This is a genomic window from Streptomyces sp. BK239, from assembly GCF_004217285.1.
Taxonomy (GTDB): domain Bacteria; phylum Actinomycetota; class Actinomycetes; order Streptomycetales; family Streptomycetaceae; genus Streptomyces.
In genome coordinates, this window is the sequence record NZ_SHKS01000004.1 from 341,753 (window position 1) to 368,049 (window position 26,297).

At 70.2% G+C, this 26,297-nt stretch carries 15 protein-coding genes and 1 pseudogene; 7 read left to right on the top strand and 9 right to left on the bottom strand.

Annotation, left to right across the window (positions count from 1 at the left end; genetic code table 11):
- Nucleotides 1-29 precede the first annotated feature (29 nt).
- Nucleotides 30-410, bottom strand: a complete 381-nt coding sequence (gene gcvH / locus EV567_RS14970; protein ID WP_130440143.1) for a glycine cleavage system protein GcvH — start codon at nt 408-410, stop codon at nt 30-32.
- Nucleotides 411-627: 217 nt separating this feature from the next.
- Nucleotides 628-1,383: an ASCH domain-containing protein gene (locus EV567_RS14975; protein WP_207228774.1), complete on the bottom strand. Its 756-nt coding sequence runs from the start codon at nt 1,381-1,383 to the stop codon at nt 628-630.
- A gap of 218 nt (nt 1,384-1,601) precedes the next feature.
- Here EV567_RS14975 and EV567_RS14980 point away from each other — a divergent pair.
- Both EV567_RS14980 and EV567_RS14985 read left to right on the top strand, forming a co-directional pair.
- Nucleotides 1,602-1,715 (top strand): annotated as a pseudogene (locus tag EV567_RS14980) (4-oxalocrotonate tautomerase); the annotation flags it as partial.
- A gap of 239 nt (nt 1,716-1,954) precedes the next feature.
- Nucleotides 1,955-3,133: a TerD family protein gene (locus EV567_RS14985; RefSeq protein WP_165430380.1), complete on the top strand. Its 1,179-nt coding sequence runs from the start codon at nt 1,955-1,957 to the stop codon at nt 3,131-3,133.
- Nucleotides 3,134-3,217: 84 nt separating this feature from the next.
- Here the strand turns inward: EV567_RS14985 and EV567_RS14990 are convergent, their stop codons facing one another.
- The 3 genes from EV567_RS14990 to EV567_RS15000 all read right to left on the bottom strand — a co-directional run bounded on the left by EV567_RS14990 (nt 3,218) and on the right by EV567_RS15000 (nt 11,739).
- Entirely contained in the window at nt 3,218-4,675 is a 1,458-nt protein-coding gene (locus EV567_RS14990; protein ID WP_130440145.1) for a hypothetical protein, read from the bottom strand.
- A gap of 5 nt (nt 4,676-4,680) precedes the next feature.
- Entirely contained in the window at nt 4,681-10,599 is a 5,919-nt protein-coding gene (locus EV567_RS14995) for an ATP-binding protein (RefSeq protein ID WP_165430381.1), read from the bottom strand.
- A 108-nt stretch (nt 10,600-10,707) separates the two neighbouring features.
- Nucleotides 10,708-11,739, bottom strand: a complete 1,032-nt coding sequence (locus EV567_RS15000; protein ID WP_130440148.1) for a trans-acting enoyl reductase family protein — start codon at nt 11,737-11,739, stop codon at nt 10,708-10,710.
- Nucleotides 11,740-11,841: 102 nt separating this feature from the next.
- On the opposite strand from EV567_RS15000, the gene EV567_RS15005 reads away from it, so the two are divergent.
- Complete coding sequence (locus EV567_RS15005) at nt 11,842-12,807, top strand: helix-turn-helix domain-containing protein (RefSeq protein WP_130440150.1); 966 nt, start codon at nt 11,842-11,844, stop codon at nt 12,805-12,807.
- A 76-nt stretch (nt 12,808-12,883) separates the two neighbouring features.
- Here EV567_RS15005 and EV567_RS15010 read toward each other — a convergent pair whose 3' ends face one another.
- From EV567_RS15010 to EV567_RS15025, 4 genes are all read right to left on the bottom strand, one after another.
- On the bottom strand, nt 12,884-14,038 hold the full coding sequence (locus tag EV567_RS15010; RefSeq protein ID WP_130440152.1) for an ARPP-2 domain-containing protein: 1,155 nt from the start codon (nt 14,036-14,038) through the stop codon (nt 12,884-12,886).
- A complete protein-coding gene (locus EV567_RS15015; protein WP_130440154.1) occupies nt 14,035-15,474 on the bottom strand; it encodes a hypothetical protein in 1,440 nt (479 codons plus the stop codon). The genes EV567_RS15010 and EV567_RS15015 overlap by 4 nt, the downstream gene beginning before the upstream one ends.
- A gap of 202 nt (nt 15,475-15,676) precedes the next feature.
- Nucleotides 15,677-16,894, bottom strand: coding sequence for a metallophosphoesterase (locus EV567_RS15020; RefSeq protein ID WP_130440156.1), 1,218 nt, complete (start codon nt 16,892-16,894; stop codon nt 15,677-15,679).
- A gap of 174 nt (nt 16,895-17,068) precedes the next feature.
- Nucleotides 17,069-18,535: a non-reducing end alpha-L-arabinofuranosidase family hydrolase gene (locus EV567_RS15025; RefSeq protein ID WP_130440158.1), complete on the bottom strand. Its 1,467-nt coding sequence runs from the start codon at nt 18,533-18,535 to the stop codon at nt 17,069-17,071.
- Between the two features lie 705 nt (nt 18,536-19,240).
- Here EV567_RS15025 and EV567_RS15030 point away from each other — a divergent pair.
- From EV567_RS15030 to EV567_RS15045, 4 genes are all read left to right on the top strand, one after another.
- Complete coding sequence (locus tag EV567_RS15030) at nt 19,241-20,680, top strand: endo-1,4-beta-xylanase (RefSeq protein WP_130440160.1); 1,440 nt, start codon at nt 19,241-19,243, stop codon at nt 20,678-20,680.
- A 103-nt stretch (nt 20,681-20,783) separates the two neighbouring features.
- On the top strand, nt 20,784-21,920 hold the full coding sequence (locus EV567_RS15035; protein ID WP_242620844.1) for an SGNH/GDSL hydrolase family protein: 1,137 nt from the start codon (nt 20,784-20,786) through the stop codon (nt 21,918-21,920).
- 361 nt (nt 21,921-22,281) lie between these two features.
- Nucleotides 22,282-23,709: an arabinofuranosidase catalytic domain-containing protein gene (locus tag EV567_RS15040; protein ID WP_130440164.1), complete on the top strand. Its 1,428-nt coding sequence runs from the start codon at nt 22,282-22,284 to the stop codon at nt 23,707-23,709.
- 149 nt (nt 23,710-23,858) lie between these two features.
- On the top strand, nt 23,859-26,267 hold the full coding sequence (locus tag EV567_RS15045) for a ricin-type beta-trefoil lectin domain protein (protein ID WP_165430382.1): 2,409 nt from the start codon (nt 23,859-23,861) through the stop codon (nt 26,265-26,267).
- Nucleotides 26,268-26,297: the final 30 nt, after the last annotated feature.

Genomic DNA, 26,297 nt, shown 5'->3' on the forward strand with positions numbered 1-26,297 from the left:
CCGGCCGCCGGGCGCGGGCACCGCGGGGGTCACTCCCCGCCGACGAGCTTCTGGTACGCCTTGGCGTCGAGCAGGTTGTCGAAGGGGCCCGGAGTGGCCTTGATCTTGTAGAGCCACATCCCGTACGGGTCGCTGTTGACCTCCTCGGGATTGTCCACGGCCTCCTCGTTGACCGCGACGATCTCCCCGCCGACCGGGCTGAACAGGTCGGAAGCCGCCTTGACCGACTCCACCGTGCCGACGGGGTCCCCCGCCTCGACCACCTTGCCGACGGAGGGCAGATCGAAGAACACGATGTCGCCCAGGGTCTTCTGGGCGTGATCGGTGATGCCGACGGTGACGGTCCCGCCCTCGGTGCGGACCCACTCGTGTTCGTCGGTGTACTTGAGATCGCTGGGCACGTGGGACATCTCAGCTCCATCAGGCCGTGGGGGTACGCGGTGCGAAGCGGCCGCCGTGTCGACGACCGACAGGGACAGCCTTGCGCCGTCGGCCCGCAAAGGCGTGTATTTCGAGCCGCAGGTTCCACCGCCCGGGTGACGCCCGCCCCAGTCGGCCTCCTCACCTTCCACCAGGCGTGAGCGCACGTGCCGGAGCGACCCGTCCGAGACAGATCAACGGACGGGTTCAGGCACCGCCCGTCTGGTCGTTGACCTGGAAGGTGATGACGTCGACTTCGTCGGTTCCCGCCAGATCCGGGTAGTGGCCCTTGAGGACCTCCCGGAGTTCGGCTGCGGTCGTCAGGCCCTCGGCTCGGGCGTCCTGGTCGGTGAGGTCGCTGACCAGGCAGTGTCTGACGTCGGTCACCTCCGCCGACAGGACGACTTCGGGGTCGCTCTCGAACACCAGCCGTGCCGGCCCGGGCCGGGCCGGGTCACGGAAGCGGGTGGTCTTGGTCTTGGCGCCGGAGCGGACGACGTCGAGGTAGCGGGGGTTGAACCGAATGATCGGGGGACCTGCTGTCTCGGGGTCCTGGTAGAGCGACGGGTCGAGACCGTTCATGCCCGCCTCCGGGGTCCATCGCTGGACCAGCGGCATCAGGTCGGCGGCGAGAACGGATCTGAGCCCCGCAGGCGTGGGCACGATGACGCGCATGGTGGGGTAGTGGTCCACGAACACCTGCCGATCGCGCCCGCACGGGCCGATGACCCCGCGCCCGTGGTTTCCCACGGCGACGATGCAGCGCATCTGCCGGGCGCCCTGGGCTCGCGCGGCTCCCAGAGCCACGAGTTCGGCGCAGGGGCCGCCGGTGAAGTGGTAGAGGTTCACGCCGACGAACATCCGGTAGTCGGCGGCCATGACCGCGGCGCCCATCGTGTGGACCCCGTCTTCGTTGGGCCCGGCGTCGGTCTGCGCGTCTATGGTGCGGCGTGCCAGTTCCACGAGCTCACGCTCGTCATCATCGAGAGACCGTGCAGATGACGGGACGTACACCTTCCCAACCTTCCCTTCGATCAGCAGTGGCCCAAGAGCATTCCACGCCGTGCAGGTGGGCTCCACAGGGTTTCGGCTCACCCTGCACGGAAGTTGAAAGCGCTACGATTCTGCTGCGCGAGGGCGCACCGTGGCCGTCTTCCGCGCCCAGCTGTGGAGCTACCTCGCGGGTGTGGGTCCTGGTGCACGAGCAGCCCGACGGCACCTGGGGCGCGAGCGGATCAGTCGTGCGCTACGCCGACCTCGTGGCCATCGCCAAGGGGCGACACGGCGAGGCGTGATGTGCCGAGGGGCCCCGAAGCAACCGCGATGGTCAGTCGCTGACCTGAAGTCACGGCACGGCCCGCGACCCCTCGCAGTCAGAAGCGTCTTCCCCTGGTGACCGGCGAGTCGGCGACGGCTGCGGGCAATGTGGCGCGCGAAGGTCGTGAGTTCTGTGCGAGCGAGAGGGATAGTTGCCCTCGACCGGCGAGCAGGACCGCGGTGGTGCGGTCGGTGCGCGACATCCCAGGGGGCGGCCATGACAATGCCGAAGGGTTCCAACATCCCGGTGCCGACGACCGGGCTTCGTGTCCAGTTAGGCTGGCGTACCGGGCCGGACGTCCCGGACGTGGACGCCTCGGCGCTGCTGCTGGTCGCCGGAAAGGTGCGCGGCGACGGCGACTTCGTCTTCTACAACCAACCGGTGCACTCCTCGGGCGCGGTCAGGCACGAGGACAAGCGGGATTCCGGCGGCCAGGTGACCGACACCCTCTCCGTCGACCTCACGCGTGTGGAACCGGCCATCGAGTCGGTCGTCCTGGCCGCGTCCGCCGACGGCGGCACCTTCGGCCAGGTGCCGGGCCTTCACGTCCGGGTACTCGACGGACGTACGGAGATCGCCCGTTTCGACAGCACCGGCGCGACCGTCGAAACCGCCTTCGTGCTGGGCGAGTTCTACCGCCGCCAGGGCGCCTGGAAGTTCCGCGCCATCGGCCAGGGGTACGGCAGCGGCCTGGAAGGACTGGCGACGGACTACGGCATCACGGTCGACGAGCCTCAGCACACGTCCCCGCCGGCCCCCGCGCCGCCGGTGCTCACCAAGGTCACCCTCACGAAAGAGGCCCCTTCGGTCTCGCTGACCAAGCAGGGCGGAGCCTCGGGCGTCATGCGGGTCAACCTCAACTGGCAGATGCGTCAGCAATCCCCCGGCGGGGGCGGGACGCGGGACCGGAACGCGGCGATGTCCGAGCTCGACCTCGACCTCTGCGCGCTGTACGAACTGGTCGACGGCTCCAAGGGATGCGTCCAGGCCCTGGGCAACCGCTTCGGTGCCCTGCACCAACCCCCGTACATCCATCTCGACGGCGACGACCGCACCGGAGCCGTGGACACCGGCGAGAACCTCACCATCAATCTCGACCACAAACACAAGTTCCGCCGCATCCTCGTCTTCGTGAGCATCTACGAAGGCGCGAGTTCCTTCGCCGGTCTGCACGCCACGGTGACGCTCCAGCCGCAGCACGGGTTGCCGATCGACTTCTCGCTCGACGAATGCACAGTCGAGTCACCGGTGTGCGCACTCGCTCTCCTCACCAACACCGGCTCGGAGTTGGTCGTTCAGCGAGAGGCCCGCTACATCGTCCCTGACGGCACCTGGGGGCCGGCCATCGATCAGGCCTACGGGTGGGGCATGAAGTGGACGATCGAACGGAAATGACAGAGGGCGCGCGGGCGCTACGCGGACGGACGTACGTCCCGACGTCGGGATGCGAGGTGCCCCTCGGCATCGCCTGGCACCACCTCACGAGCACAGCACATGGATCAGCGACTCCAGGGCCGCATTGTCGAGTGCCGTGCGGTGGGCCAGTTTGTTGCGGGACATCCACAGGGTTCGGAGCCGGTCGGCCTCGGCAAGAGTGAGCCGCACATGTCCCTGCAAGTGCGCGCGCCACATCGCACCGAGCTCCATCTCGGCGCGTCGACCGTACAGAGCGGCGAGCTCGGTCGCGGAGACGCGGGAACGAGCCCGGATCACCTCGGTGAACTGCTCTCGGGCCTCGTCGAGCAGGGGCAGCAGGGCGTGATTCTGAGCCAGCCAGACACGAGTGCGCACGCTGTGCTCATGGTCGGCTGCGCCGCCGGGACGGCGGCGCAGCCGACCCTCCCATCTGTCTAGCGTGCCCAGGTCCCATTCGGCGCGCAGGGACGGGTTCGGGTGTGGCGGGGCCGCGGTCGGCTCCCTCCGTCGAGGGCCGGGCACAGGTGAGCGGTCGGCCACCGGCCCCGCCGTGAGACGACCCAACTGGGCGGGAAGGCTGTCGGGGAGTCCGTCCCACTCGACGGCCAGCCGTGCCGCCAGATCGAGGAAGGGCCCGCACACTTCGACGACCGTGGCCTGCGCCACCGCTTCGAGGAGCTGACGGCGGGCGGCCGGACCGGACGGGCAGGGCCTGGCCATGGCGACCACGGTTGCGGTGTCCAGTCGGCCAAGGGCGCCCCACCACCAGTGCACGCCGGTGTCCTCGCGCGCGATCTGCTCCGGCAGCTCCACGGGCAGCCCCGTCGAGCCGGACAGCAACAGCAGCCGCGGGCGGTGCCCCGGGGGCAGGCCGGCCGCTTTGACCGTGGCGGACAGCCTTCTCAGCAGGTCGGTCGCGGCGGTCGGAGCAGCTTCCTCCCAGCCGCGCACGACGATCACCCGGGTCATGGCGGAGCCGCCCGCCGTGGTCAGGAGGTCGAGGAGCCCCTCGATCCCGGTGCGCTCCCGGCTCCCGCCGGAGCCCGCGTCGCCGAGTTCCTTGACGATCCGGTCGGCCAGGGAGTCGACGCCGGGCTCCTCCGACTGGACTTCCGGCGCCGAGGCTGCGCGAGGCGGTGCAACCGCCGCGGGATGCGGTGCAACCGCCGTGCTCCCCGTCCGCGCGGTCGAGAACGCGGCCAACCCGTCGTCGTAGTCCAGTATCGGGTCCATACCGCCCCACAGCGACGACCGCACGGGAGGCGGTGAAGGCGGCGCGGAACGGGCAAGGTCTCCGCGCGCCACGACGTCGCCGGGTGCGGGAACGAGGACGAAGTCCGCCAGTTCGTGGAGCAGTTCGTCCAGAAGGGCCTCGGCAGCCGCGGGCGCACCGGTCACCCCGGCCTGCGGGAAGAGGCAGAGACAGCTCTTCCCCGAGCGCAGGTCGTCCAGTAACCGCCGCATCCACAACCGCACTCCCGGCAGGGTGCTCACCGGGATGCCGAAGGACCCGTGCGACACGGGATTCACGACGGTTCCGACAGGACCTGCAGTGCCCTGAAGGTGATCCGGTCGAGCGAGCAGCCCTCCGGTCCGTCGTCCAGGACACCGTGGTCCAGCAGCCGGCCCACGAGTGTTCTGACGTCATCGAGCCGCATCCCGGTGACGGACGCGATGTCCGTGTACGTGCATCCTTCGCCCGGTTCCACGTACTGGCTCCACTCGGTCAGCACCTCGGTGAGACCGGGGTCCAACCCGACCCGCTCCAGATGCACCCGGGCGAAGTCGCGCTGCCCGACGAAGCCGCGCGCGGCCTCCAATGCGGCTTCGAGCGTGGACCCCTCCCGGGTGATGCGGTGCACGGTCCGTTCCAGGAGGTGGGGCCAGCCGCCGGTGAGTTCGATGACCTGCCGCCGCTTGTCAGGGGTGTCGAACGGACACTCGGGCCAGGCGCGGAGACTGTCCGGCGTCCAGCGTTCGGGACGCACCACACACGTGATGAGTTCGTCCTTGTGACCCAGCGGGGCCGGGTCCACCAGCAGGACGGCCGTCCGATGGGACGCACCGCCCTCCGGCGCGCAGGTGTGGGCGTGCAAGGTCTTCGCCCAGGCGGCGACCGCGTCGGGCCCGCGCCCCCGGACGTCGGCCAGCATCAGGAACGGCCGGCCGTCCGCGTCCTCCGTCAGAACCTGCGGCGGATCGGCGACGGCCGCCTCCCGGAAGTCCAGTCCGCGCGCGGTGGAGTACGACCTCACCGCGTGCTTCACGAGCGCCGGCCCGTGGGCCTCGGTCAGACACACCGCTGCCACACCGGGGGCCGTCACCATGTGGAGCTGATGTTCCGTCAGCGGACTGTAACGGGCGATCCCTTCCCCGTCCGCCCCGACGAACCGCCGCGAGAAGCGCGGGTTGTAGTCGTAGGGCAGATCGAACTCGGTCTGCCGCAGTTCGAGTTCGAGGTCTTCCCGGGTTCCGAGCATGCTGACGACGTTCGGGCTGCGGACGGCGTAACGCCGGGCGTCGGCCAGCTGGATGAGCAGCCCCAGGCCGACCATCTCGTCCAGGTAGATCCGCACATCGCTCGCGGTGAGCGAGTGGAACCCCTCCCGCCAGCGTTCCCTGGCCGCCCGCAGAAGCTCGTCGGCGTCGTATCCGTACCGGTAGCGGTCCTCCTGGCTGCGCAACGCGATCACCAGCGCGAGGACCCGGTAACGGTCCTCCAGGTTGATGGTGATGCGCAGCCGCTCGGCGATGTGCCGGTGGACCTGGGCGGATCCGGTCACGGAGCGGACGTCCTCGTCCGTGACGGTGATCGGCCAGTTCGCCGAGGCGAGCGCCTTCGCGCGGAGGGTCGCGACGAGCCGTTCGCAGAACATCTGGACCAGGCACGCCTGGTAGTTCGTCGCGGCGAGCACCCGCCAGACCAGCTCGGGCCGCTCGAAGCGATACCCGAAGGCCGCCATCGGCTCGACGACCAGGCGCTGCGCCTCCGCCGGCTTCAACGTGCTGATCAGCACGTCCGGACCGCCGTGCGTGAGGGGGACGTTGGACAGATGACTGAAGCGCTGGACCTGGTGCAGACCCGCGAAGACGATCTTGAAGCGGCGGTCGGTGCGGTCCATCAGCCCCTTGAGCCTCAGCACGTTGGCGAAGGTGGCTTCTCCGCCCCGACCACGCACGGCCTTCGAGTCCGCGGTCAGGAAGGCGTCGGCTTCGTCGGCGAGCACCAGCACCCGCCGGTCGTGACCCTCGTCCAGCCACCTCTCCACCTGGGCGAGCATGGCGTCCGGGACGCCGGCCGAGTCCGCCGACTCCTCCAGCACCCCCACGCGCTTCAGTTCGTCCTCGAGCACCGCCCAGATACGCTCGGCCGGTTCGGCCTCACCCACTCCGCGCGCCTTGAGGTCGACGTAGATGGCCTTGCGGCCCGGGGAGCCGGGAAAGGACGCCTGCACCTTGCGCAGCAGAGCGGACTTGCCCAACTGGCGGCCACCGTAGAGGAAGAGCGCACCGAGTGGGTCGGTGACGGCGGCGATCTCCTCCTGCCGGCCGTAGAAGACCTCCGGCGGCACGAGCCCGGCCACGAAGGGCGTGTACGGGTTGTACGCCGTCCAGGGCAGCGTCACCCGCTGAGTGGCGCGGAAGGACCGAGGAGAGCGTGCCGCCACCCAGCCGAACACGGCGGGGTCCACCACCAGCGCCTGCTGGGACGAAGCGGTGCGCGCCCGGGCCGCCATCTCCCGGCGCCCGTTCAGTCCGAGCGGATACAGATAGAGGATCAGGCAGGCGCCGGAGTCACTGCTGTCCAGCAGTTCCAGCGGACTGCGGCCGCGCTGTTCGTCGGAGACCACGAGGATCGTGTACGCGGACGCGGCCGACCCCAGAGCGGCCACGTAACCGGGAGCCGACTCGCTCGCCCGCGCCCGGGCGGTGAGACGCATGACGCCGCGCACCTCGCGCTGCTGGTTGCGGACCGGCGTCTGCGGGCATTCCAGTCCCAGTACGCGCAGGACCGACGGGATGTGCCGCTGCCACTCCGAGCCCCGGGTGGCGGGGCGGCACAGCGCGTCCCACGAGTCCAGCCCGCTCCGCGCGCCCTCGGTGAGGGGTTTGCCGTCCAGGTACGACTCGGCCCACGGACGGGCGGAATAGCCCTGGGCGCCGGAGGACTTGCGCACCGAGGCCAGCTCGATGCCGGCGGTGAACCGCTTCAGCTCCGCTCCCGAGTCCGTACCGCTCCAGTCGGGGAGGGGCTTGCCCTCGCGCAGGAGGGCAAGACACTCCTCGGCGGTGACCGTGTCCCCCGCGTCGAGCAGCGAGGCGAGGCGTCGCAGCTCCTCCTCCGGGGGGTTCAACGCCGTCAAGCCCTCACGGAGGCGCTTCACGTACTCCTGTACCTTCGCCCGGATCTCGGCCTCGAGGACGGCGATGCCGGCGCAGGCCCGGCCGAACGCTCCCTCGGGAGCGGGCCGCCGCAACTCTTCGAGGCGGCCGACGAGTTCACGTTCCGTCTGCATGTCGAGCTGTTGGGTGCGCAGTTCGGCCAGGAGGGTGCTCGCCGCGGTGTGGGCCTTGCGATGAACGGTGCTCCAACGCGTCCACTCGGGGTCGCGCATCTGCCTCCAGTCGCGGGGCACCGCGTCGAGACCGTCGGGAAGGGCGGGGACGAGGTCCTGTTCCAGCGCGGAGACCAGGGCGTCGGCGAGATGCAGGTCGCCCTGCTCGAGGTACCGCCGGAGCACCGCGCGCGCGTCCACCGGCTCCAGCAGCGCGAGTACCGCCTCCGCGAAACCGTCCTCCTCGGGCCGGGGCGCCCCTTCGGCCGAGCGCGGCAGTCCCGGCGCTGCGAGCAGGGCCTCGGTCCGGGGCGGGTCCGTCACCCGTACGGCGTCGGGGTCGCGCGCCGGGGCGGTGGCCCCGCGGGAACGGTCGCCGTCGAGGAGCCACGTGCGCAGCCGCAGCACCGCGGCCCCTTCGACGCCCGGCGGGGGCGTCTCGTGGCGTACTTGCTCCAGGGCGTGGCGCAGACCGGTGGCGCTGTCCGCTCGCTCGTCGACGACGGGGGCGGCCAGCGCCCGGGCACGGGACAGCAGGTCGGACACCTGCTCGATGCTGCGCAGGAGAGCTCGTTTGGCGGCGGCCTCGATCGGTTCCTTCGCCTGCTTCGGCGTGCGGATCTGGGCGTCCGCCTCCTCGATCATGCGTTCCGCCGCACCGCGCTTGCGGAACAGCTCCCAGACCTGGTCGAGGTCGGCCGCCCCGGCCGTGCCGGCCGCCCAGGCGCTGACCCCCTCCAGGGCCTTCCCCAGGGGCTGGTCGGAGTCGATCAGACGGGTTCTGACCTGGGTCGCGCGGGTGTAGCCGATGCGTTGGCGGCGCAGGGCGTCCCGCAGGGTGGCGGCTTCGGAGGCGATCAGGTCCGGGGTGAGTCCCGTGTTGTCGGTGGTCAGGCGGGTCGTGTTGAGGTCGAGCCGGTGGTAGCGGCGCAACGCCTCGACGGCCCGCTCCAGGAGCTTGCCCCAGTTGCCGGGCACTGCGGTGGAGAGGTCCGCCTGGATCAGCAAGTCGTTGGGCCAGCCCACCAGCAGACCGGCCCGCAGCGAGGCGACCGCGGCGAGCACCAGGGCGGGCCTGTCGTCCTGAAGCGACTGGATCTCGGGGGCGAAGCCGGTCATCACAGCCGCGGCTTCTTCCTCGTCGTCGCACGTGAAGGCGGCCTCGGCGAAGGCGAGACAGCCGGCGCGGTGTGCGGGCTCCGCCGAGCCGACCGTCGCCCAGTAGGCCTCCTGGAAACGGCCCTGACCGATGAGGCGGGCCACCACGGCGTCGCCGTCGTGGTTGCCTTCCCGGTTGCCGTGGCCGGGGGTCGCCGAAGACGTCCAGGGTGTGAAGCGGGACTTCTGGGCGGCCTTCGGACCCGTGTCCGGGGCTGCCGTGTCCGTGGGGGTGGCAGGAGTGCCGGGGGTTGCCTCACCGGGCCGCTCCGGAGGCGGGGCTCCCTCACCGGTCCGCTCCGGGAGCGGGGCCCGCGACTCCTCCGCGCGCGGCGCGGGTTCGGTCGCGGCCCTCTCGGGAAGGTTGTCCGCCTCCGGAAGGTCCTCCGCTCCGGGTGCCGGGGCGAGTTCCTGAGCTGCGACGGGCTGCGCGGCCGGAGCCGCGGGCGAGTCAGACGTCGGCGCCGTGGCAGGCTCGGCCTCAAGCGATGGCGCTGCGGCCGACACCGCATCCGACACCGGATCCGACACCGCGTCCGACACCGCGTCCGGGACCGTTTCTCGTTCGGGCTGCGGATCCGAGTCGCCGGATTCAACCGGTGCATCGGCGGGTTCGGCCTCGAGGGCCGACTCAGGCCCGGTTTCCACCGTCGGGACAGGGTCCGCGCCCGAGTCGGTGGCCCGGTCCGGGTCGGGCGCGGCGTCGGACGGAGCGCCGCCCGGCGGTGCGGGGGCGTGTGCCCCTGCCGCCAGGAGTTCACGTATACGATCCTCCAGCGCGGACAGGGACTGCTGCAGATGGATGCGGTGCGGGGCGTCGGACGCGGTCCTGTCCAGTACGGCGCGGATTCCTTCGCGGTCCTCGTCCAGCCTGCGCAGTTCCTCGGCGCGCTCCGCCGAGGCGTCCCGTAACTCCTGCACGACAGCGTCGAGTTCGGCGAAGCCCGCTTCCTCCGGCCATACCCGGCTGTCGACGGCGAGCGCGTCCACGATGCGCGAGCGGGCCTGCCGCCACTCCTCCAATCGCACGGCAGGCAGGTCTGAAACGGCCCGCCCGGCGCGAACCTGGGCGAGCACCTCCTCCAGCAACGGGCCGAGTTCCGCAGACCGCGCGCTCAATTCCTGTCGTGCCGCGAGCAGTTGTTCCTCGCTGATTCCCATGGTCAACGGCTTGTGCTCTTCTCCGTGTACGGCATCTGTCTCGACGCCTTCGTCGTCCGCGCCCGATGTGTCCTCGCCCTGGCCGACCGGACGGCACCTTCCGTCGCCACGCGCGCACACGCAAGGCGAACCGGCGGCGGTGGCGGCCGCCCACAGGTCGTCCCAGTGTTCCTCGACCGAGGTGTCGGCGGCGATGGAACTGCCCAGGATGCCGTACAGGGTGATCTGTGCCAGCACGGGATCGAGGTCGCGGAGCATCTGCCGCAGATCGTCCGTGGCAGGTCGCGACAACTGCTCCGCCGGATGTCCGTAACACCGCTCCAGGCGGTACACCGCCCACACCGACGCGTACTGTGCGATCGCCGTGAGGCTGCCCGCGCCCGCGCGGCTCAGCCAGGTACGAGCCGCCAGGACCTCACGTCTCCTCGGACGCGGCGTCAGCGTGTTCTTCACGGTGGTGGCGATCCCGGGAATGTGAGCCAACATGCCGGGGATCATCAGCAGTTCACGGACCGCGCGATCGTCCAGCCCTGTCACCCAGGCGCGGAGCCCCTCCCCCTTGGTGTGCATGGACGGATCTTTGCAGAGCGGCACGCGACCGCACGCGGTTTCTGCCGAATTCGGCGGCTTCCCGGAACCGGAGCTGTATGGGGGAGTGGAACGAGCAGCGTTGCCGTCCTAAGAACGCAGTTCCAGGGCGATGTGCGGGGACAGCGAGCGGAGGAAGTCGGCCGCGTCGAACATCTCGCCGGCGGAGGCGACGCCGACTGTCCTCGTCCGGCCCGTGAGGACGCGGTCGACCGCTTCGACGGCGAGGGGTGCGGTGACGGCATAGATGTCCTGGCCGACGGCCACGGCGCGCCGTTCGGTGCCGCCCAGGCGTACGACGACGTCGACGAGGAAGGTCTGGGCGGACCGCCCGTGTTCGTCGACCGCGGTGGGAGTCGGCGTGTCCGGTGCCGACACGCCCCTGGCCGCTTCGGTCGTCATGTAGGTGCGCACTTCGGGGATGGGCAGATGGCTGGGGACGGTGACGACGTCGGCCATGGTGAACTCGCCGACGACGTCCCGGGGCCCCAGCGGGTCGGGGAAAGGCCACTGCAGGGTGGGCAGGTCGTCGTTGTGGTACTCCAGCCGTCCCTTCGTGAAACGGACACGGCGGCCGTTGCGCCGCTCGACGGAGACCTTGCCTGCGGCGCGCGTCCCGTCCGTGGGGGCCCAGCCGTTCAGTCCGTACGCGATGTGGGCCTCGTCCGCCTCGGTCCAGTCGCCCATCGCCGCGGTGGCCAGCAGGTCGCCGAGACCGCCGTAGAAGGCCATCGCGGGGACGATCGCCGTCCCCGCGTCGCGGGCACGGTCCGCGAACTGCGCGAACGTGTCGGCGTTGGCCTCGATCTCGGCCGCCACATCGACGTACGGGATCCCGGCACGCAAGGCCGCCTCGATCGCCGGGGCGGCCGTCGTGGCGAAGGGACCCGCACAGTTGATGACGGCTGCCGCACCTGCCAGCGCCCGGTCGAGGGACGCCGGGTCGTCGACCGAAGCAGGGCGGACCTCGACTCCGGGGTACTCGTCCGCCAGCTCCTTCAGCTTGTGGGCGTCGCGGCCGGACAACACCGGGACGAACCCGCGCTCCCGAAGATGTGCCACCACGAACCGTCCGGTGTGCCCGTACGCGCCGTACACCGTCACCGTCTGCCCCGCCGCCATGACGTCTCCCCTGTGCTCGAACCGATCGACTACGAGGATCTTGGCGGGTTCGAAGACGCAACCGTGAGTGTCTGGAACGACATGCCCCATACAATTCCGGACATGAAAACTGTCGCGCTGGCCGTCACCGACGGGATGCTGCACTTCGAACTGTCCGTGGCGCACGAAGTCTTCGGCTCCGCCCCGGCCGGAGTCACCGTCCCCTGGTACGACGTCTCCGTCTGCGGGCCGGCCACGGTGCGGTTCGGCCGGTTCCGGCTGGAGCCCGACCACGGCCTCGACCGGCTCCGGGGCGCCGACACCGTGATCGTCCCCGGCTGGGCCGACGTCGACGTGGCCCCGCCCGTCGAACTGGTCGAGGCGGTGCGCGCGGCCCACGACGCGGGCGCCCGCGTGGTCTCCCTGTGCACGGGTGCGTTCGTGCTGGCCGCCGCGGGTCTGCTGAACGGCAGGCGCGCCACCACCCATTGGGCGCACACCGACGTCCTGGCCGCCCGCCACCCCGACGTGGAGGTCGATCCGGACGTCCTCTACGTGGACAACGGCAGCGTGCTCACCTCCGCGGGCAAGGCCGCCGCACTCGACCTGTGCCTGCACCTCGTCCGCCTCGACCACGGCTCGTCGATCGCCAACGCCGTCGCCCGCCGCCTCGTCGTACCACCGCACCGAGCCGGCGGCCAGGCCCAGTTCGTCACCGCCCCGGTGCCCACCCAGGACGACCACCCGCTCGCCGCCCTGCTCCCCTGGATCATCGAACGGCTCGACCAGGCGCTGACCGTGGAGGACCTGGCCCGCCACGCACGGATGAGCTCACGCCACCTGGGCCGCCACTTCCAGGCGGCGACCGGAACCACACCTCTGCAATGGCTGCTGACCCAACGCATCCGCCACGCCCAGGAACTGCTGGAGAAGACCGACGAGAGCATCGACGCCATCGCCGCGGCCACCGGCATGGGCACGGCCACGACCCTGCGCCGCCACTTCAACCGCACCCTCGGCGTGCCCCCGGACACCTACCGCCGCACCTTCCGCTCCCGGACCGCCCCTTCCCCCGGAGTGACGTACTGACATCGGATGCCGGGCACTGTTGCCGCACGGGATCGCCTGGGCGGCAACAGCGTTTCCTGGCAACCCACTTGAGCACTCAACACCGCAACCGGGTTCGCTCCTGCTTGCGGTATGCGTCCAGGACGTCCTGGCGGAGCAGGAAGCCGAAGCCCGCGGACTCCAGTCGCAGGCCCAGTTGAGCCTCGTCGACACCCAAGTCGGCTGCGGTGTCCGCCAGATGCCAGTCCCTGGCCGCCAGCCGGCTGAGAAGGTGGCCGCGACGGACCTGGTTCTCCGACAGCCGGAACGTCTTGAGGTAGGCGATCCTGCCCCTGTCGTCGGTGATGGCCTCACCGATGTGGTTCTCCTGCTTGGGACGGAACGTCGGCAGGAAGCGGGAAAGGGTGAAGCGTTCCATCCGGTGGACCGTCTGCCAGGTGTACGTGTGCTCCAGCAGGCCGGCGGCCATGGCCGTGTCGTGAAAACGCGTCCAGGCGCGTTCCTGGTCGGCGACTGCCTTCCGCAGGTGGGCGAGGGAGCGGATCTGCGCGTCGGGTATGCGAGCCCGGAACTCCTGCACCAGCGGCATCAGCGTGGCGTAGTGGTGGATCAGTTCGCCGTACAGATCCTGCAGCAGGGTCGGGTGGAGCGCGCGGTAGTCGTCGGGATGCGGGACCGCGAACACGGCCGCGAGCGCGTCGGCGACGTAGAGCATCACGCCGCACTGGCCGGGGTGGATCTCGAAGACGCGCAGTGCGTCGCCGAGTCCGTGTACTTCGGCGCCCACGTACGCTTCTTCGACGCGAGGGGAGAGCCCTTGGCGGATCGCCCGCTGCGACCACTCCTCCCAGGCGATCGAGGGGCCGCCGAAGTGCAGTGCCAGGTAACCTTCCAGCGCCAGGTGCACCGGGAGGAACCGCAGCCGGTCCTTGGCCTGGCGACGGGCCATTCTGCGGTGGAAACGCAGGCGCATCATGGCGGCGGGAGCCGCGTTGCCGCCGGCGGACATCTGGGTGCCGTAGGCGGCTGCCGGCGTACCGTCATCGGTCCACGTGGCGACGAATCCGTGCGGGATGTAGGAGACATAGGCATGGCGTGGGCCGACCTCGACCAGACCTGCCGCGTCGCCGTAGAGCTCCGGGCGAAGACGGAGATCGTCGAGAGGTTCGTCGCGTACGAGCGGCACCAGGCGGACGGCGCCCCAGACCTGGGCGGGGCGCGTTTCCAGTCCGGTCAGGTCCAGCGTGGTCATCGCGCCTGCTCGTGGTCGTGGCCGCTCAGCATGCGGGCAGCACGGGTGTCCATGTAAGTGATCAGTTCGGCCGGACCGGTCCGGCCTTCCGCGAACTGGGCGAGTTCCACAAGAGCGGGAAGGTCCTCGGCGTCACGGATGCCCGCGGTGGGCACCGTCGCGGACAGTCGGCGCACGTCGAAGCCGACCGCGTCGTGGACGGGGTTGACGTGCACGACGCTGGTGCGACGCTCGGGGTCGAGCCGGGTCCGCCAGACGCGCAGCACTTCGGCCGCCAGACCGGGGGGTGCGTTGTCCCATCCGTCGGAGACGATCACCAGCCTGGACGGGGCGGTGTCCAGCGCGTCGAGGATCCGCCGCCCCAGCGGCGTCGGGCCGTACGGACGGGTCAGCAGGGCGTCGGTCCGCCCCGACGTCCACAGCGCGGTGTAGTCGTCGGCGAGGGCTGCGAGCAGGTAGTGGCAGGCAAGGGCAACGGCCAGCGGTCGACGACGCTTGTGGGCGGAGCCGGAGGCGGAGAAGCTGTCGTCGAGGACGGCGGTGACCTTGCCCCAGCTGCCCTTGTGCGAGCCGGCCACCCGAGCCGCGGCCGACTGAAGGGCGTGGGTCAGCTCATGGCGTCGGCGCAGGCGGTCCGCGACCGACAGCGCCAGCACATAGGCTGCCAGCCTGGTCAGGGGCATTCGGGTCAGGTCCGCTTGTACATCTGTGGCCCCGCGCTGGTGCGCGGACTCCTGCAGCCGCAGGGTCTCCAGTCGGGTCATGCGGGGAGCCATGCGCTGGAGGAAGACGTCCCGGGGGATGCCGTGCTTGGCGGCGAAGCCCTCGGCGGCCGTGAAGGGCAGCTCGTACAGCGCAGCCTTCTCGTAGTGCGCGCGGCGCCATGTCTCCAGGAGGGGTGTCGCATAGCGCGTGCGGGTCAGCGGCGCGAAGACGAACGGTCCCAACTCCTCGGCGGCGGGGACCAGATGTGCGTGGCGAAGCGCCTGCTTGAGCCCGCTGCGGTACTTCACGGCATCGAACGCCAGGTCCGGGCGGGCGGACAGCCAGTCACGCATGATCGCGCGGGTGCGGCGGTTGTTCACCCTGGCCCGGCGCAGTGCGTCGAACAGCCGGTACACGCGTTGCGGCGGCAGCATCGCCAGACGGGCCGCGATCAGACGGCCCTCGCTGCGACGCCGGCCGGCGGTGGCCTCATGGGCGGTCTCCAGCAGACGCCGGATGATGAGGCTCGCGTTGTGGTCGTTGATGTCGAGGGCAAGGACCCGGGCGTAGAGGTCACGGTAGTTGCCCAGCATGTACGCATGGAGAAAGTCCAACGACAGTCGCTGCTCGTCCGCGTCGCCGTGGAACTCACGCTGGCCGGTCGAGGTGATCGCCGCGTTGACGAAGAGCAGCACGTCCTCAGCGGCGATGAGGTCCCCGTACGAATCCATCCGAATCTTCCTCACGCGTGCGATGCCGGCCGGGGAATGGGGGCACGAGCTGCGAATCATTGCTTCATAGGCAGGTTCCGGAAGTCGCACCGGAGTCCCGCGGCCGGCGACAGGACGGTAACAGAGCGGGTGACAGGGCCTCCACTGACTTCCGTCACCGCCGGGCCCCCTGCTCGGCGACGGGTCGATCGGCCGCCTGGTGCTACGGCGAGGTGGGCAGATGCGTGCGGAGCACGAGCAGGGTGATCTCGCTGGGGGCGAAGACGCGGAACGGCGGGCCCCAGAAGCCGGTGCCGCGGCTGGTGTAGAGGAGGGTGCGGCTGCCGTGTCGGCTCAGGCCCGCGACGACGGGCTGGTCGATGCGGACCAGGTGGTGAAAGGGCCAGATCTGGCCGCCGTGGGTGTGACCGGACAGTTGGAGGTCGACGCCGGCGGCTGCCGCCCGGTCGACGAACTTGGGCTGGTGCGCCAGGAGCAGGACGGGCAGGCCGGGGTCGACGCCGTGCAAGGCTCCGGCGAGGTGGGCGCGGTGGCCCGCCAGGCCGGAGGACTCGGCGGTGACGTCGTCCACGCCGGCGACCACGAGGGTGTCGCCTCCGCGTTCCAGCAGCAGATGGCGGTTGCGCAGCGGCTCCCAGCCCAGTTCGTCCATCAGGTCGACCCAGCCCTGGGCCTCGCTGTAGTACTCGTGGTTGCCGGTGACGTACACCCGGGCCCGGGTCGCCCGCACGGCACCGAGTGGGGCGGCCTGGGCGCGGCGGCGTTCGGCCGTCCCGTCCGCGATGTCGCCGGTGTGGCAGACCAGGTCGGCTTGCAGGGTGTTCACCGTCTCGCACACCCGTGCCGACCAGCGGGCGCGGTCGAGTGGGCCGTAGTGGGTGTCGGTGATGAGGACGACGCGGAGGCCGTCCAACCCGGGGCCCAGCCGGGGGAGTCGCACGTCGAGCCGGCGCACGCGTGGCACGCGGCGGGCCTCGGCGTACCCCCATGCGAGCAGTACGGCGGTCACGCCGAGGACGGCCCAGGCGACGATCCGGGCCCGGTCCTGGCTTTCGCCGACGCCGGCCACGGCCAGGGCCGGCCTCAGGAGGACGCCGAGCAGGACGGACCAGGTGAACAAGACCCAACTGGCGCCCAGGAGGGTGTCACCGGTGATCGCCGCCCGGTCCTGCTGGCGCCGGCCGTGGCCGCGCGCCATCGCGAGCGGCATACCGATGAGGCCCAGGGCGAACAGGGCGGTGCCGGTCAGAGAGACGGGCAGCGGCCAGTGCTGGCCGCTGTGCAGGAGCACCCAGCAGGGCACGGCCCACAGCAGGACGGGGGCGATCAGGGGGATGTAGCGCATCAGGCGGTGCAGTCGGCTCTTCCGCAGCGCTGGCGCCTCACCCTCTCCGGGCCGGGTGCTGCTGGTGTCGGTCACGCTTGCCCTCCCTGACGAGGCCGCCGTCCCGCGCACTGTATCCGGTCGCCCCCGACCCGTCCGGACCGGCGTTCATGGGCAGCCCCGGCACCGGCGAGCGTGACCGGGCGGGCCCGGCCTTCGGCCGAGCCCGCCACGCCGGCTCCGTACCGGAGCCGGACTCGTGTCACGCCGTCAGCGCTGCCGTGTCAGCAGGCCCGGGCGGTAGGGCAGGAGGCCGTAGTCGCCGCCGGAGTTGGGGCTGCGCCCCTGGTAGAGCAACTGCAGATGGCAGGGATCGACGGTCATGGTCTGGTCGGGGCCGGTGCGGATCAGTTCGCCGTGGCTGATGTCGTCGGTCCACGTGGCGCCGCTGTTGGCCTTGCCGGCGAAGGGGTTGCTCTCGGTCGCGGCCTGGGGTGTCCAGGAGCCGTTCAGACTGGTGGCCGTGAACGAGCGGAAGTAACGGTGGCCCTGCGAGCCGATCGCCTCGACGATCATGAGGTAGCGGTTCTGGCCCTGCAGCTTGTAGACCTGCGGGGCTTCGAACAGGTTGTTCGTCGTGTCGCTCATGACCACTGTCGAGGTGGAGCCGAAGCTGCCCGGGAAGTTCCCGATCGGCATACCGGCCCGGTAGATCTTGCCGTTGTCACCGGCGAAGAACAGGTACATGTTCGTCCCGTCACCGATGAGCGTCTGGTCGATGGGTCCTGTTCCCGGGCCGGGGATGCTTCCCGAGAAGAGCACCTGCTGGGCCGACCAGCCATTGGGGTTGGTGGGGTCGCTCGACGTCCGGTAGGAGAAGGCGGTTCCGCCCCACTGGTAGGCGAGCACCCAGATGTTCTTCGGCGCGAAGTAGAAGAGCGTGGGCGCGACGGTGGAAGCCGACATCGTGTTCTGGCCGGCCGAGGCCATCTCCGACCAGTCGGTGAACAGGCCGAAGTTCATCGAGCCCCAACGCGTCCCCGTGTCGTGCGTCGTCGCGTAGACGAGTTGCCTGCCGTTGTAGGGGACGACGGTGAAGTCCTTGAGCGAGACCCACCCCGGCTTGGGCTGGGCCAGCGCGCCCGTCGACGTCCAGCGGTATGTCGAGGGAAGATCGCACGGGCCGGGGGTGCCGGCGCCGACCTTGACGAGCTGCCACTGCTGGTTGGTGCCGCCCCAGTCGTCGTACTGGACGATGTTCGCGTTGTCGGCGGTGGAGGCGCCTTGCACCTCGAGGGCTTTGTTGCTGTGGCGCGAGATGAGCCGAACGTAGCCGTCCGGGCTGTCGGCCGGCCGCCACTGCTGGTTGGTGCCGTTCAGGTCGGCCCACTGGACGATCGGGCCCCCGTTGGCGGTGGACCTGTTCTGGACGTCCAGGACCTTGCCCGAGTGGCGGGACACGATGCGGTACCAGCCGCCCCCGGAATCGACGAACTGCCACTGCTGCTGGTTCTGATCGTTCCTGGTCCATTGAGTGATGCGGGCGCCGTCGCCGGTCGCCATGTTGTAGACGTCCAAGGCCTTGCCGCTGTTGCGGTTGACCAGCACGTACGAGGCGTTGGGGTCTACGGTCGCCGCGCCGGCGGGCTGGGCACCGAGGAAGGTGGATACGAGCAGCAAAGGCGCGAGAACGGCGAGTAATCGCCTCATGCGGACCGGTGGGTGGCGAAACCACATGAGAGGGCCTCCTTTTGTGGGGGCGGGGTGAGGTGACCCCGATGAACCACGGAGCGGACTCCCGGGACGAGGAGGGGGGATCTCGAAACATTCGAAAATCTCCCGGAAGCTTTGACGTCACAAGCTAGGAATGTTGGGCCCTCTGGTCAAGGTCTGTCGCGGATCTGTCCACAAAAAGCGCCTCCCTTCGGCCGGGCAAGCTGTCGAACCGGCCGGCAACGCGGCCCCGGCCCGGCGGTATCCGTCGACGACGCCGCCCTGGGCTCGCCCCTCGGCTTGCCGAGATCCCGGAAGTTTCGGTCGAGGGATCGAAATTTCTTCTGCGGTGAGTATTGACGATGCATCGTCAATGCCTCAATCATCCCTGGCTGAGGAGCCGCTCACAGTTCGCGACGTCGAACCGATTCAGTGCCGCAGAGCAGATCCAGGCACAGCTGCACGACAGATCAGCACACCAAAGCCTGCGCCACCCCTTCACGTTCCACCCGCCGTACGTCACCCGACGACCGGCCGAGTGCCGTCCGTGCCGGTCGAGATCGTCCCGTCCCCTGAGCGCGGTGTCCGGTGGTTCCGAGCTGCCCTGGTTTCGGACCGCCCCGTCCGTCTCCGAGTGGGAGCGGCGACGCATTCCCTCACGATGCGTCGGACCACGCGCCGGCCGCCGCAGTTCAGTCCTTCTTCGACGCCTACCCTGGAGGCACATTCATGGGTTCGTATGCCCTTGCCAGACCAGTTGTCCGCCGGAAGGTCCGCGGCCTGCTGTGGGCTTTGGTCGCCGGTGTCCTCGCAGTGGTCGCCGCACTGGTCGCGCCGCCGACCGCACACGCCGCCGAGAACACGCTCGGCGCCGCGGCGGCGCAGAGCGGCCGCTACTTCGGTACCGCCATCGCCTCGGGCAGGCTGGGCGACTCGGCCTACACGACGATCGCGAGCCGTGAGTTCAACTCGGTGACGGCCGAGAACGAGATGAAGATCGACGCCACCGAACCACAGCGGGGCCAGTTCAACTTCAGCGCCGGCGACCGTGTCTACAACTGGGCGGTGCAGAACGGCAAGCAGGTGCGCGGCCACACTCTGGCCTGGCACTCCCAGCAACCCGGTTGGATGCAGAGCCTCAGCGGCAGCGCACTGCGCCAGGCGATGATCAACCACATCAACGGCGTGATGGCCCACTACAAGGGCAAGATCGCCCAGTGGGACGTCGTGAACGAGGCGTTCGCCGACGGCAATTCAGGAGGTCGGCGCGACTCCAACCTGCAGCGCACCGGCAACGACTGGATCGAGGTCGCCTTCCGCACCGCGCGCGCCGCCGACCCGGCCGCCAAGCTCTGCTACAACGACTACAACATCGAGAACTGGACCTGGGCCAAGACCCAGGGCGTGTACAACATGGTCCGCGACTTCAAGCAGCGCGGCGTGCCGATCGACTGCGTCGGCTTCCAGTCGCACTTCAACAACGACAGCCCGTACAACAGCAACTTCCGCACCACCCTGCAGAGCTTCGCCGCCCTCGGCGTCGATGTGGCCATCACCGAGCTCGACATCCAGGGCGCCTCGGCCACGACCTACGCCAACGTGACCAACGACTGCCTGGCCGTCTCGCGCTGCCTCGGCATCACCGTCTGGGGTGTGCGCGACACCGACTCCTGGCGATCGGAGCAGACGCCGCTGCTGTTCAACGGCAACGGCAGCAAGAAGCCCGCCTACACCGCCGTCCTCAACGCCCTCAACGGCGGCTCCACCCCGAACCCCCCCACGCCTTCGGACTCCGGACCGGTCCGGGGCGTCGGTTCGGGCCGCTGTCTGGACGTGCCCGGCACCAGTACCACCGACGGCACCCAGCTCAATCTGTGGGACTGCCACAACGGCACGAACCAGCTGTGGACGTACACTGCCGCCGGCGAACTCAGGGTCTACGGCGACAAGTGCCTGGACGCCGCCGGCACCGGCAACGGCGTCAAGGTCCAGATCTACGCCTGCTGGGGCGGCGACAACCAGAAATGGCGCCTCAACTCCGACGGATCCATCGTCGGCGTCCAGTCCGGCCTCTGCCTCGACGCCGTCGGGGGCGGCACCGCCAACGGCACCCTGATCCAGCTCTACTCCTGCTCGAACGGCAGCAACCAGCGCTGGACCCGCACCTGATCGGACCTGACACGAACGAAAGGGTGAATCGATGAAGACCCACGGTGCGGTCTCGCCCGCCCCTCCGCCACGGCGTCGCTGGTGGTCCCGGGTCGCCGCCCTGGTGGCGGCGACCCTCGCACCCTGGGTCGCGGCGCCGGCGCCCGCGCTCGGTCTGGGCGCCACCCTGCCCGCGGCGGCCGCCACCGGCGCCGGGTCGCCGCCCTCCGCCGTACGGGCCGCCGCGCCCACCCCCCTGCGGTTGATGCCGTTGGGGGACTCCATCACCTGGGGCGTCGGCAGCTCGTCAGGGAATGGCTACCGCGCCTTCCTGCGGAACCAGCTGGCGGCCGAGGGACACGCACTGGACTTCGTCGGCTCGGGTCGGAACGGCACCATGTCCGACCCTGACAACGAAGGCCACTCCGGCTGGCGGATCGACCAGATCACCGGCATCGCGGACTCCGTGCTGAACCGTCACCGCCCGAACGTGGTCACTCTGGAGATCGGCACCAACGACCTGAACGGCAACTACCAGATCCCGACCGCCCCCGACCGGCTACGTGCGCTCATCGACCGGATCACCCGCGCCGCCCCCGACGCGACCGTCCTGGTCGGCACCGTGATCATCTCCACCAGTGGCACGGAGGAGGCCAACCGGCCCGCGTTCAACGCCAGGGTCCCCGGGATCGTCCAGGCCGCGCAGGCCGCCGGCAAGCACGTACGCCTGGTGGACATGAGCGCCCTGACCAGAGCCGACCTGGCCGACGCCCTGCACCCCGACGACACCGGCTACCGCAAGATGGCGGACGCCTTCAACGCCGGAATCCAGGCCGCGGACGCGGCCGGCTGGATCAAGCCGCCGGCTTCCGCGGGCGGTGAGGTGCGCTCGGGGATCGCGGGGAAGTGCCTGGACGTCAACGGCGGCAACAGCGCCAACGGGACCGCGGTGGACATCCGGTCCTGCAACGGCTCCTACGCCCAGCTCTGGTCCGCTCGCTCCGACGGCACCCTGCGGGCCGTCGGCAAGTGCCTCGACGCCACCGGCCGGGGTACCGCCAACGGCACGAAGATCGCTGTCTGGGACTGCAACGGCGGCACCAACCAACAGTGGCAGGCGTACAACGCGGGTTACCGCAACCCGGTCTCCGGCCGCTGCCTCCACATCCCCGGCGCGTCCGCCGCCGACGGAACGCAACTGGTCCTGTGGGACTGCAACGGCGGCGCCAACCAACAGTGGACGGCTCTGCCGGTCTCCTGACCCGGTGAACCTCAGGTGAGGTGGACGAACACCCGCGCCCGGCACGGCGGCCGTCGCCGGACGCGGGTTCCGCCACGCCCTGACAGCGGCTCAGTCCCGCGTATACATGGGATGGATGGGGTTCTGGCATAGAGCGACACGTCTATTGACAGCGCGAGAGGCGTATGGAATCACTATCGACATGGGATGTCTGAGGGTCCCTGTGGATGCTCAGAGCGTCCTGGCCCCTTCGGACAGGTACGGCACTCTCTGTCCCCTTCCCCCCACATATCCAAGGAACAGAATGCAGCCTTCATTCGTTCCGCCCCGGAGCCCAGCGGCTCTCGGACGACGCTTACCGGCGGCCGCCACCGTATGCGTCATGGCACTGCTGGCCATCATGCTCGCGACGTCGCCGTCCTGGCCGTCAGCGGCGTCGGCGGCGCCCCTGGTGAGCTCGGCGTCGGGGCGGTGCCTGGATGTCAAGGGCAACGTCGACACGCCGGGAACGGCGCTGGACATCTGGGACTGCAACGACCAGGTCAACCAGGCCTTCGAGTTCACGTCGGCGGGTGAGCTGAGGACGATGGGCGGCACCCGGTGCGTGGACGCCTACGACAACCGGACGACTCCCGGAGCCCCGGTGGTCATCCGGGCATGCGACGGCCGGCCGGCCCAGGTGTGGCGACGGAACTCCGACGGGTCCGTCACCGGTGCGGCATCCGGCTTCTGCCTGGACGTCAGCGGAGCGGGAACGGCCAATGGCACCGCGGTCGTCCTGTGGACCTGCAACGGCCAGAGCAACCAGAAGTGGAGCACCCCGGCGCCTCCGCCTCCGCCCGGCGGGTCCGGCCCCTGCGACATCTACGCCGCGGGCGGCACGCCGTGCGTGGCCGCGCACAGCACGGTGCGCGCACTGCAGCGTTCGTACAACGGCTCCCTGTACCAGGTCAGGCGCTCCTCGGACAACGCCACCAGGGACATCGGCGTGCTGGCGCCCGGCGGCTTCGCCGACGCGGCGGCGCAGGACTCGTTCTGCGCCAACACCTCGTGCGTGATCACCGTCGTACGCGACCAGTCCGGACACGGCAACGACCTGTGGTACCAGGGATCGGCCCAGGTCCCCGGGTCGAGTCAGAGCAGCCCCGCGAAGGCGACCTCCGAGTCGCTCACGGCCGGGGGCACCAAGGCCTACTCGCTGTACATCAACCCCGGGAACAGCTACTGGCGGGACGGCCACCTGACGGGCGTGCCGACCGGTGCCGCACCCGAAGGGGCGTACATGGTGACCAGCGGCACCCACGTCAACAGTGGCTGCTGCTTCGACTACGGCAACAGCGAGACGAGCCGGAAGGCCGACGCCGCCGGGGCGATGGACGCGATCAACTTCGGTACCCAGTGCTGGTTCGGCGGGTGCGCCGGCGGCGGCCCCTGGGTGCAGGCCGACCTCGAGTGGGGCCTGTACCCCGGCGGCAGCCGGTCCTGGAACGCCGACCAGCGGGCGTTTCCCAGCAAGTTCGTGACGGCGATGCTGAAGAACAACGGCACGTCGAGGTTCGCCCTCAAGGGCGGCAACGCGCAGTCCGGTGGCCTGACCACGCTGTGGGACGGCGGACTTCCCGGCGGATACAGCCCCATGAAGAAACAAGGGGCCATCGTCCTGGGCAGCGGCGGCGACTGCTGCAAGCCCGGTGGCGGCGCCAACCTGAGCGCCGGCACCTTCTATGAAGGAGCCATCGTCGCCGGCTACCCCTCCGACGCGACCGACAACGCCGTACAGGCCAACGTCACCGCGGCCGGCTACCGCTGAGCTCATCGTCCACGGCGCCGGCGGCAACTGAACCAGTGGCAGTGCGCGAACACACCGGCACTTCGTCCGCTGACCGCACAGTCATCGGCCCCTACGGCCGGACCCGCCCCCACCGGCCACGGCACCCCACCCTGCGAAAGGAACCCACCGTGTCAGCATTCGGACGGCCGTTACGGCGCCTGCGCGCCGGAGCGGCCGTGCTCGCGGGCCTCCTCCTGGCCGCCGGCGGCATCGTCGGCACGGCCGCCGCGCCGGCCCGGGCCGCCACCTCCGTCACGATCAACGGCGCGTCCGGCGGCCGGACCTTCGACGGCGTCGGCGCGATCAGCGGCGGGGGCGGCAACAGCAGGCTCCTGATCGACTACCCCGAGCCCCAGCGCGGCCAGATCCTCGACTACCTGTTCCGGCCCGGCTACGGCGCCTCCCTCCAAATGCTCAAGGCGGAGATCGGGGGCGACACCAACTCCACCTCGGGGGCCGAACCGAGTCACCAGCACACCCGGTCCGACCTCAACTGCGACCGAGGCTACGAATGGTGGCTGATGGAGCAGGCCAAGGCGCGCAACCCCGGCATCAAGCTGTACGGGCTCGCCTGGGGCGCGCCCGGCTGGATCGGCGGCGGGAACTTCTGGTCCACCGACATGGTCGACTATGCGCTCTCCTGGCTCGGTTGCGCCAAGAAGCACGCGCTGAGCATCGACTACCTCGGCGGATGGAACGAGCGCGGCTACAACGTCTCCTGGTACCGGCAGCTGCGCGGCGCGCTCAACAGCAACGGCTACGGCAACGTCAAGATCGTCGCCGCCGACTCGGACTGGGCCGTGGCGAACGACATCAACTCCGACCCGGCGTTCGCCGCCGGGGTGAGCGCCATCGGCACGCACTATCCCTGCGGCTACCGGTCGGCTCAGTCCAACTGCTCGGTCCCGTCGGCCGCCCTGGCGTCCGGCAAGCCCCTGTGGGCGAGCGAGAACGGCTCCGACGACTACAACGGGGGAGCGCAGGCCGTGGCCCGCGGCATCAACCGCGGGTACATCGACGGGCGGATGACCGCCTACCTCAACTGGCCGGTGGTCGCCGCCCTCACCCCCAACCTGCCGTACCCCACGATGGGTCTCGCCCTGGCCTCGCAGCCGTGGTCCGGCGCCTACTCGATCGGCAAGAACGCCTGGGTGACGGCGCACACCAGCCAGTTCACCGCCCCGGGGTGGCGATACCTCGACTCCTCCAGCGGCTACATCGGCGGCAACCGCGCCAACGGAAGCTACGTGTCGCTGAAGTCACCCAGCACTTCCGACTACTCCACGGTCATCGAGACCATGGACGCCGGCGGCGACCAGACGCTGAACTTCAACGTCGCCGGTGGGCTGTCCACCGGAACCGTCCACGTCTGGTCCACAGACGTCAGGTCCGGCAACACGGCCGACCACTTCGTGCACGCCACCGACATCACCCCGTCCGGCGGCACCTTCAGCCTGACCGTCCGGCCCGGGCACATGTACACCCTGACCACCACGACCGGACAGGGCAAGGGCACCGCCACCGGCCCGGCCAAGGCCCCGCTGAAGCTGCCGTACAGCGACTCCTTCGACGGCAACGCCACCGGCACCGAGGCGAAGTACCTCATGGACTGGCAGGGCGCCTTCGAGGCGGTGGGCTGCGGCGGTGGCCGCGGCGGGATGTGCGTGCGCCAGATGAGCCCGCAGAAGCCGATCACCTGGGACACGCTGACCGATCCGCACGCGCTGCTCGGCGACGTGAGCTGGGGCGACTACACGCTCTCGTCGGACGTGCTGCTCGAACACCCCGGCTACGTCGAGCTGATCGGCCGTGCGGGAGGGCACGACTACGACCGTACCGGCGGGCAGAACGCCTACCGTCTGCGGGTGAGTGACACCGGGGCCTGGTCGATCCTCGACTCGAACACCGACGGCGCCGTCTCCACCCTGGCCCGCGGCACGACCGCCGCGCTGGGCACCAACCGGTGGCACACCCTGGGTCTCACCTTCTCCGGCACCAGGATCACCGCCGTCGTCGACGGCGCCACGGTCGGTTCGGTGAACGACAGCACCTGGGCGACCGGGCAGATCGGCTACGGAACCAGCCAGGGCGAGACGGCGCAGTTCGACAACCTGTCCCTCACCCCCGGCAACGGCGGGAACGACGGCGGTACGACCGGCGCGCTCGTCGGGGCCGCCTCCGGCCGTTGCGTGGACGTGCCGAACCAGTCGCACACGGCCGGCACCCAGGTGGCGCTGTGGGACTGCAACGGCGGCAGCAACCAGCAGTGGACGAACACCTCGGCCGGTGAGCTGCGGGTCTACGGCAGTGACTGCCTGGACGCGGCCGGCCAGGGCACCAGCCCCGGCACCAAGGTCGCCATCTGGGGCTGCAACGGCGGCGCCAACCAGAAGTGGACGCTCCACGCCGACGGCACCGTCACCGGTGTCCAGTCCGGTCTCTGCCTGGACGCCACCGGCGCCGGAACGGCCAACGGCACGCCGCTGCGGCTGTGGACCTGCAACGGCAGCGGCAGCCAGAAGTGGACACGCGACTGATCCGGTGCCGGTTCGACGCTCCCCGACGCC

What these genes read in the sequence shown, in the direction of transcription:
- gcvH (WP_130440143.1), bottom strand. Translation starts at nt 410, where the DNA reads ATGTCCCACGTGCCCAGCGATCTCAAGTACACCGACGAACACGAGTGG.
- EV567_RS14985 (WP_165430380.1), top strand. Translation starts at nt 1,955, where the DNA reads ATGACAATGCCGAAGGGTTCCAACATCCCGGTGCCGACGACCGGGCTT.
- EV567_RS14995 (WP_165430381.1), bottom strand. Translation starts at nt 10,599, where the DNA reads ATGCACACCAAGGGGGAGGGGCTCCGCGCCTGGGTGACAGGGCTGGAC.
- EV567_RS15000 (WP_130440148.1), bottom strand. Translation starts at nt 11,739, where the DNA reads ATGGCGGCGGGGCAGACGGTGACGGTGTACGGCGCGTACGGGCACACC.
- EV567_RS15005 (WP_130440150.1), top strand. Translation starts at nt 11,842, where the DNA reads ATGAAAACTGTCGCGCTGGCCGTCACCGACGGGATGCTGCACTTCGAA.
- EV567_RS15010 (WP_130440152.1), bottom strand. Translation starts at nt 14,038, where the DNA reads ATGACCACGCTGGACCTGACCGGACTGGAAACGCGCCCCGCCCAGGTC.
- EV567_RS15015 (WP_130440154.1), bottom strand. Translation starts at nt 15,474, where the DNA reads ATGGATTCGTACGGGGACCTCATCGCCGCTGAGGACGTGCTGCTCTTC.
- EV567_RS15025 (WP_130440158.1), bottom strand. Translation starts at nt 18,535, where the DNA reads ATGTGGTTTCGCCACCCACCGGTCCGCATGAGGCGATTACTCGCCGTT.
- EV567_RS15030 (WP_130440160.1), top strand. Translation starts at nt 19,241, where the DNA reads ATGGGTTCGTATGCCCTTGCCAGACCAGTTGTCCGCCGGAAGGTCCGC.
- EV567_RS15040 (WP_130440164.1), top strand. Translation starts at nt 22,282, where the DNA reads ATGGCACTGCTGGCCATCATGCTCGCGACGTCGCCGTCCTGGCCGTCA.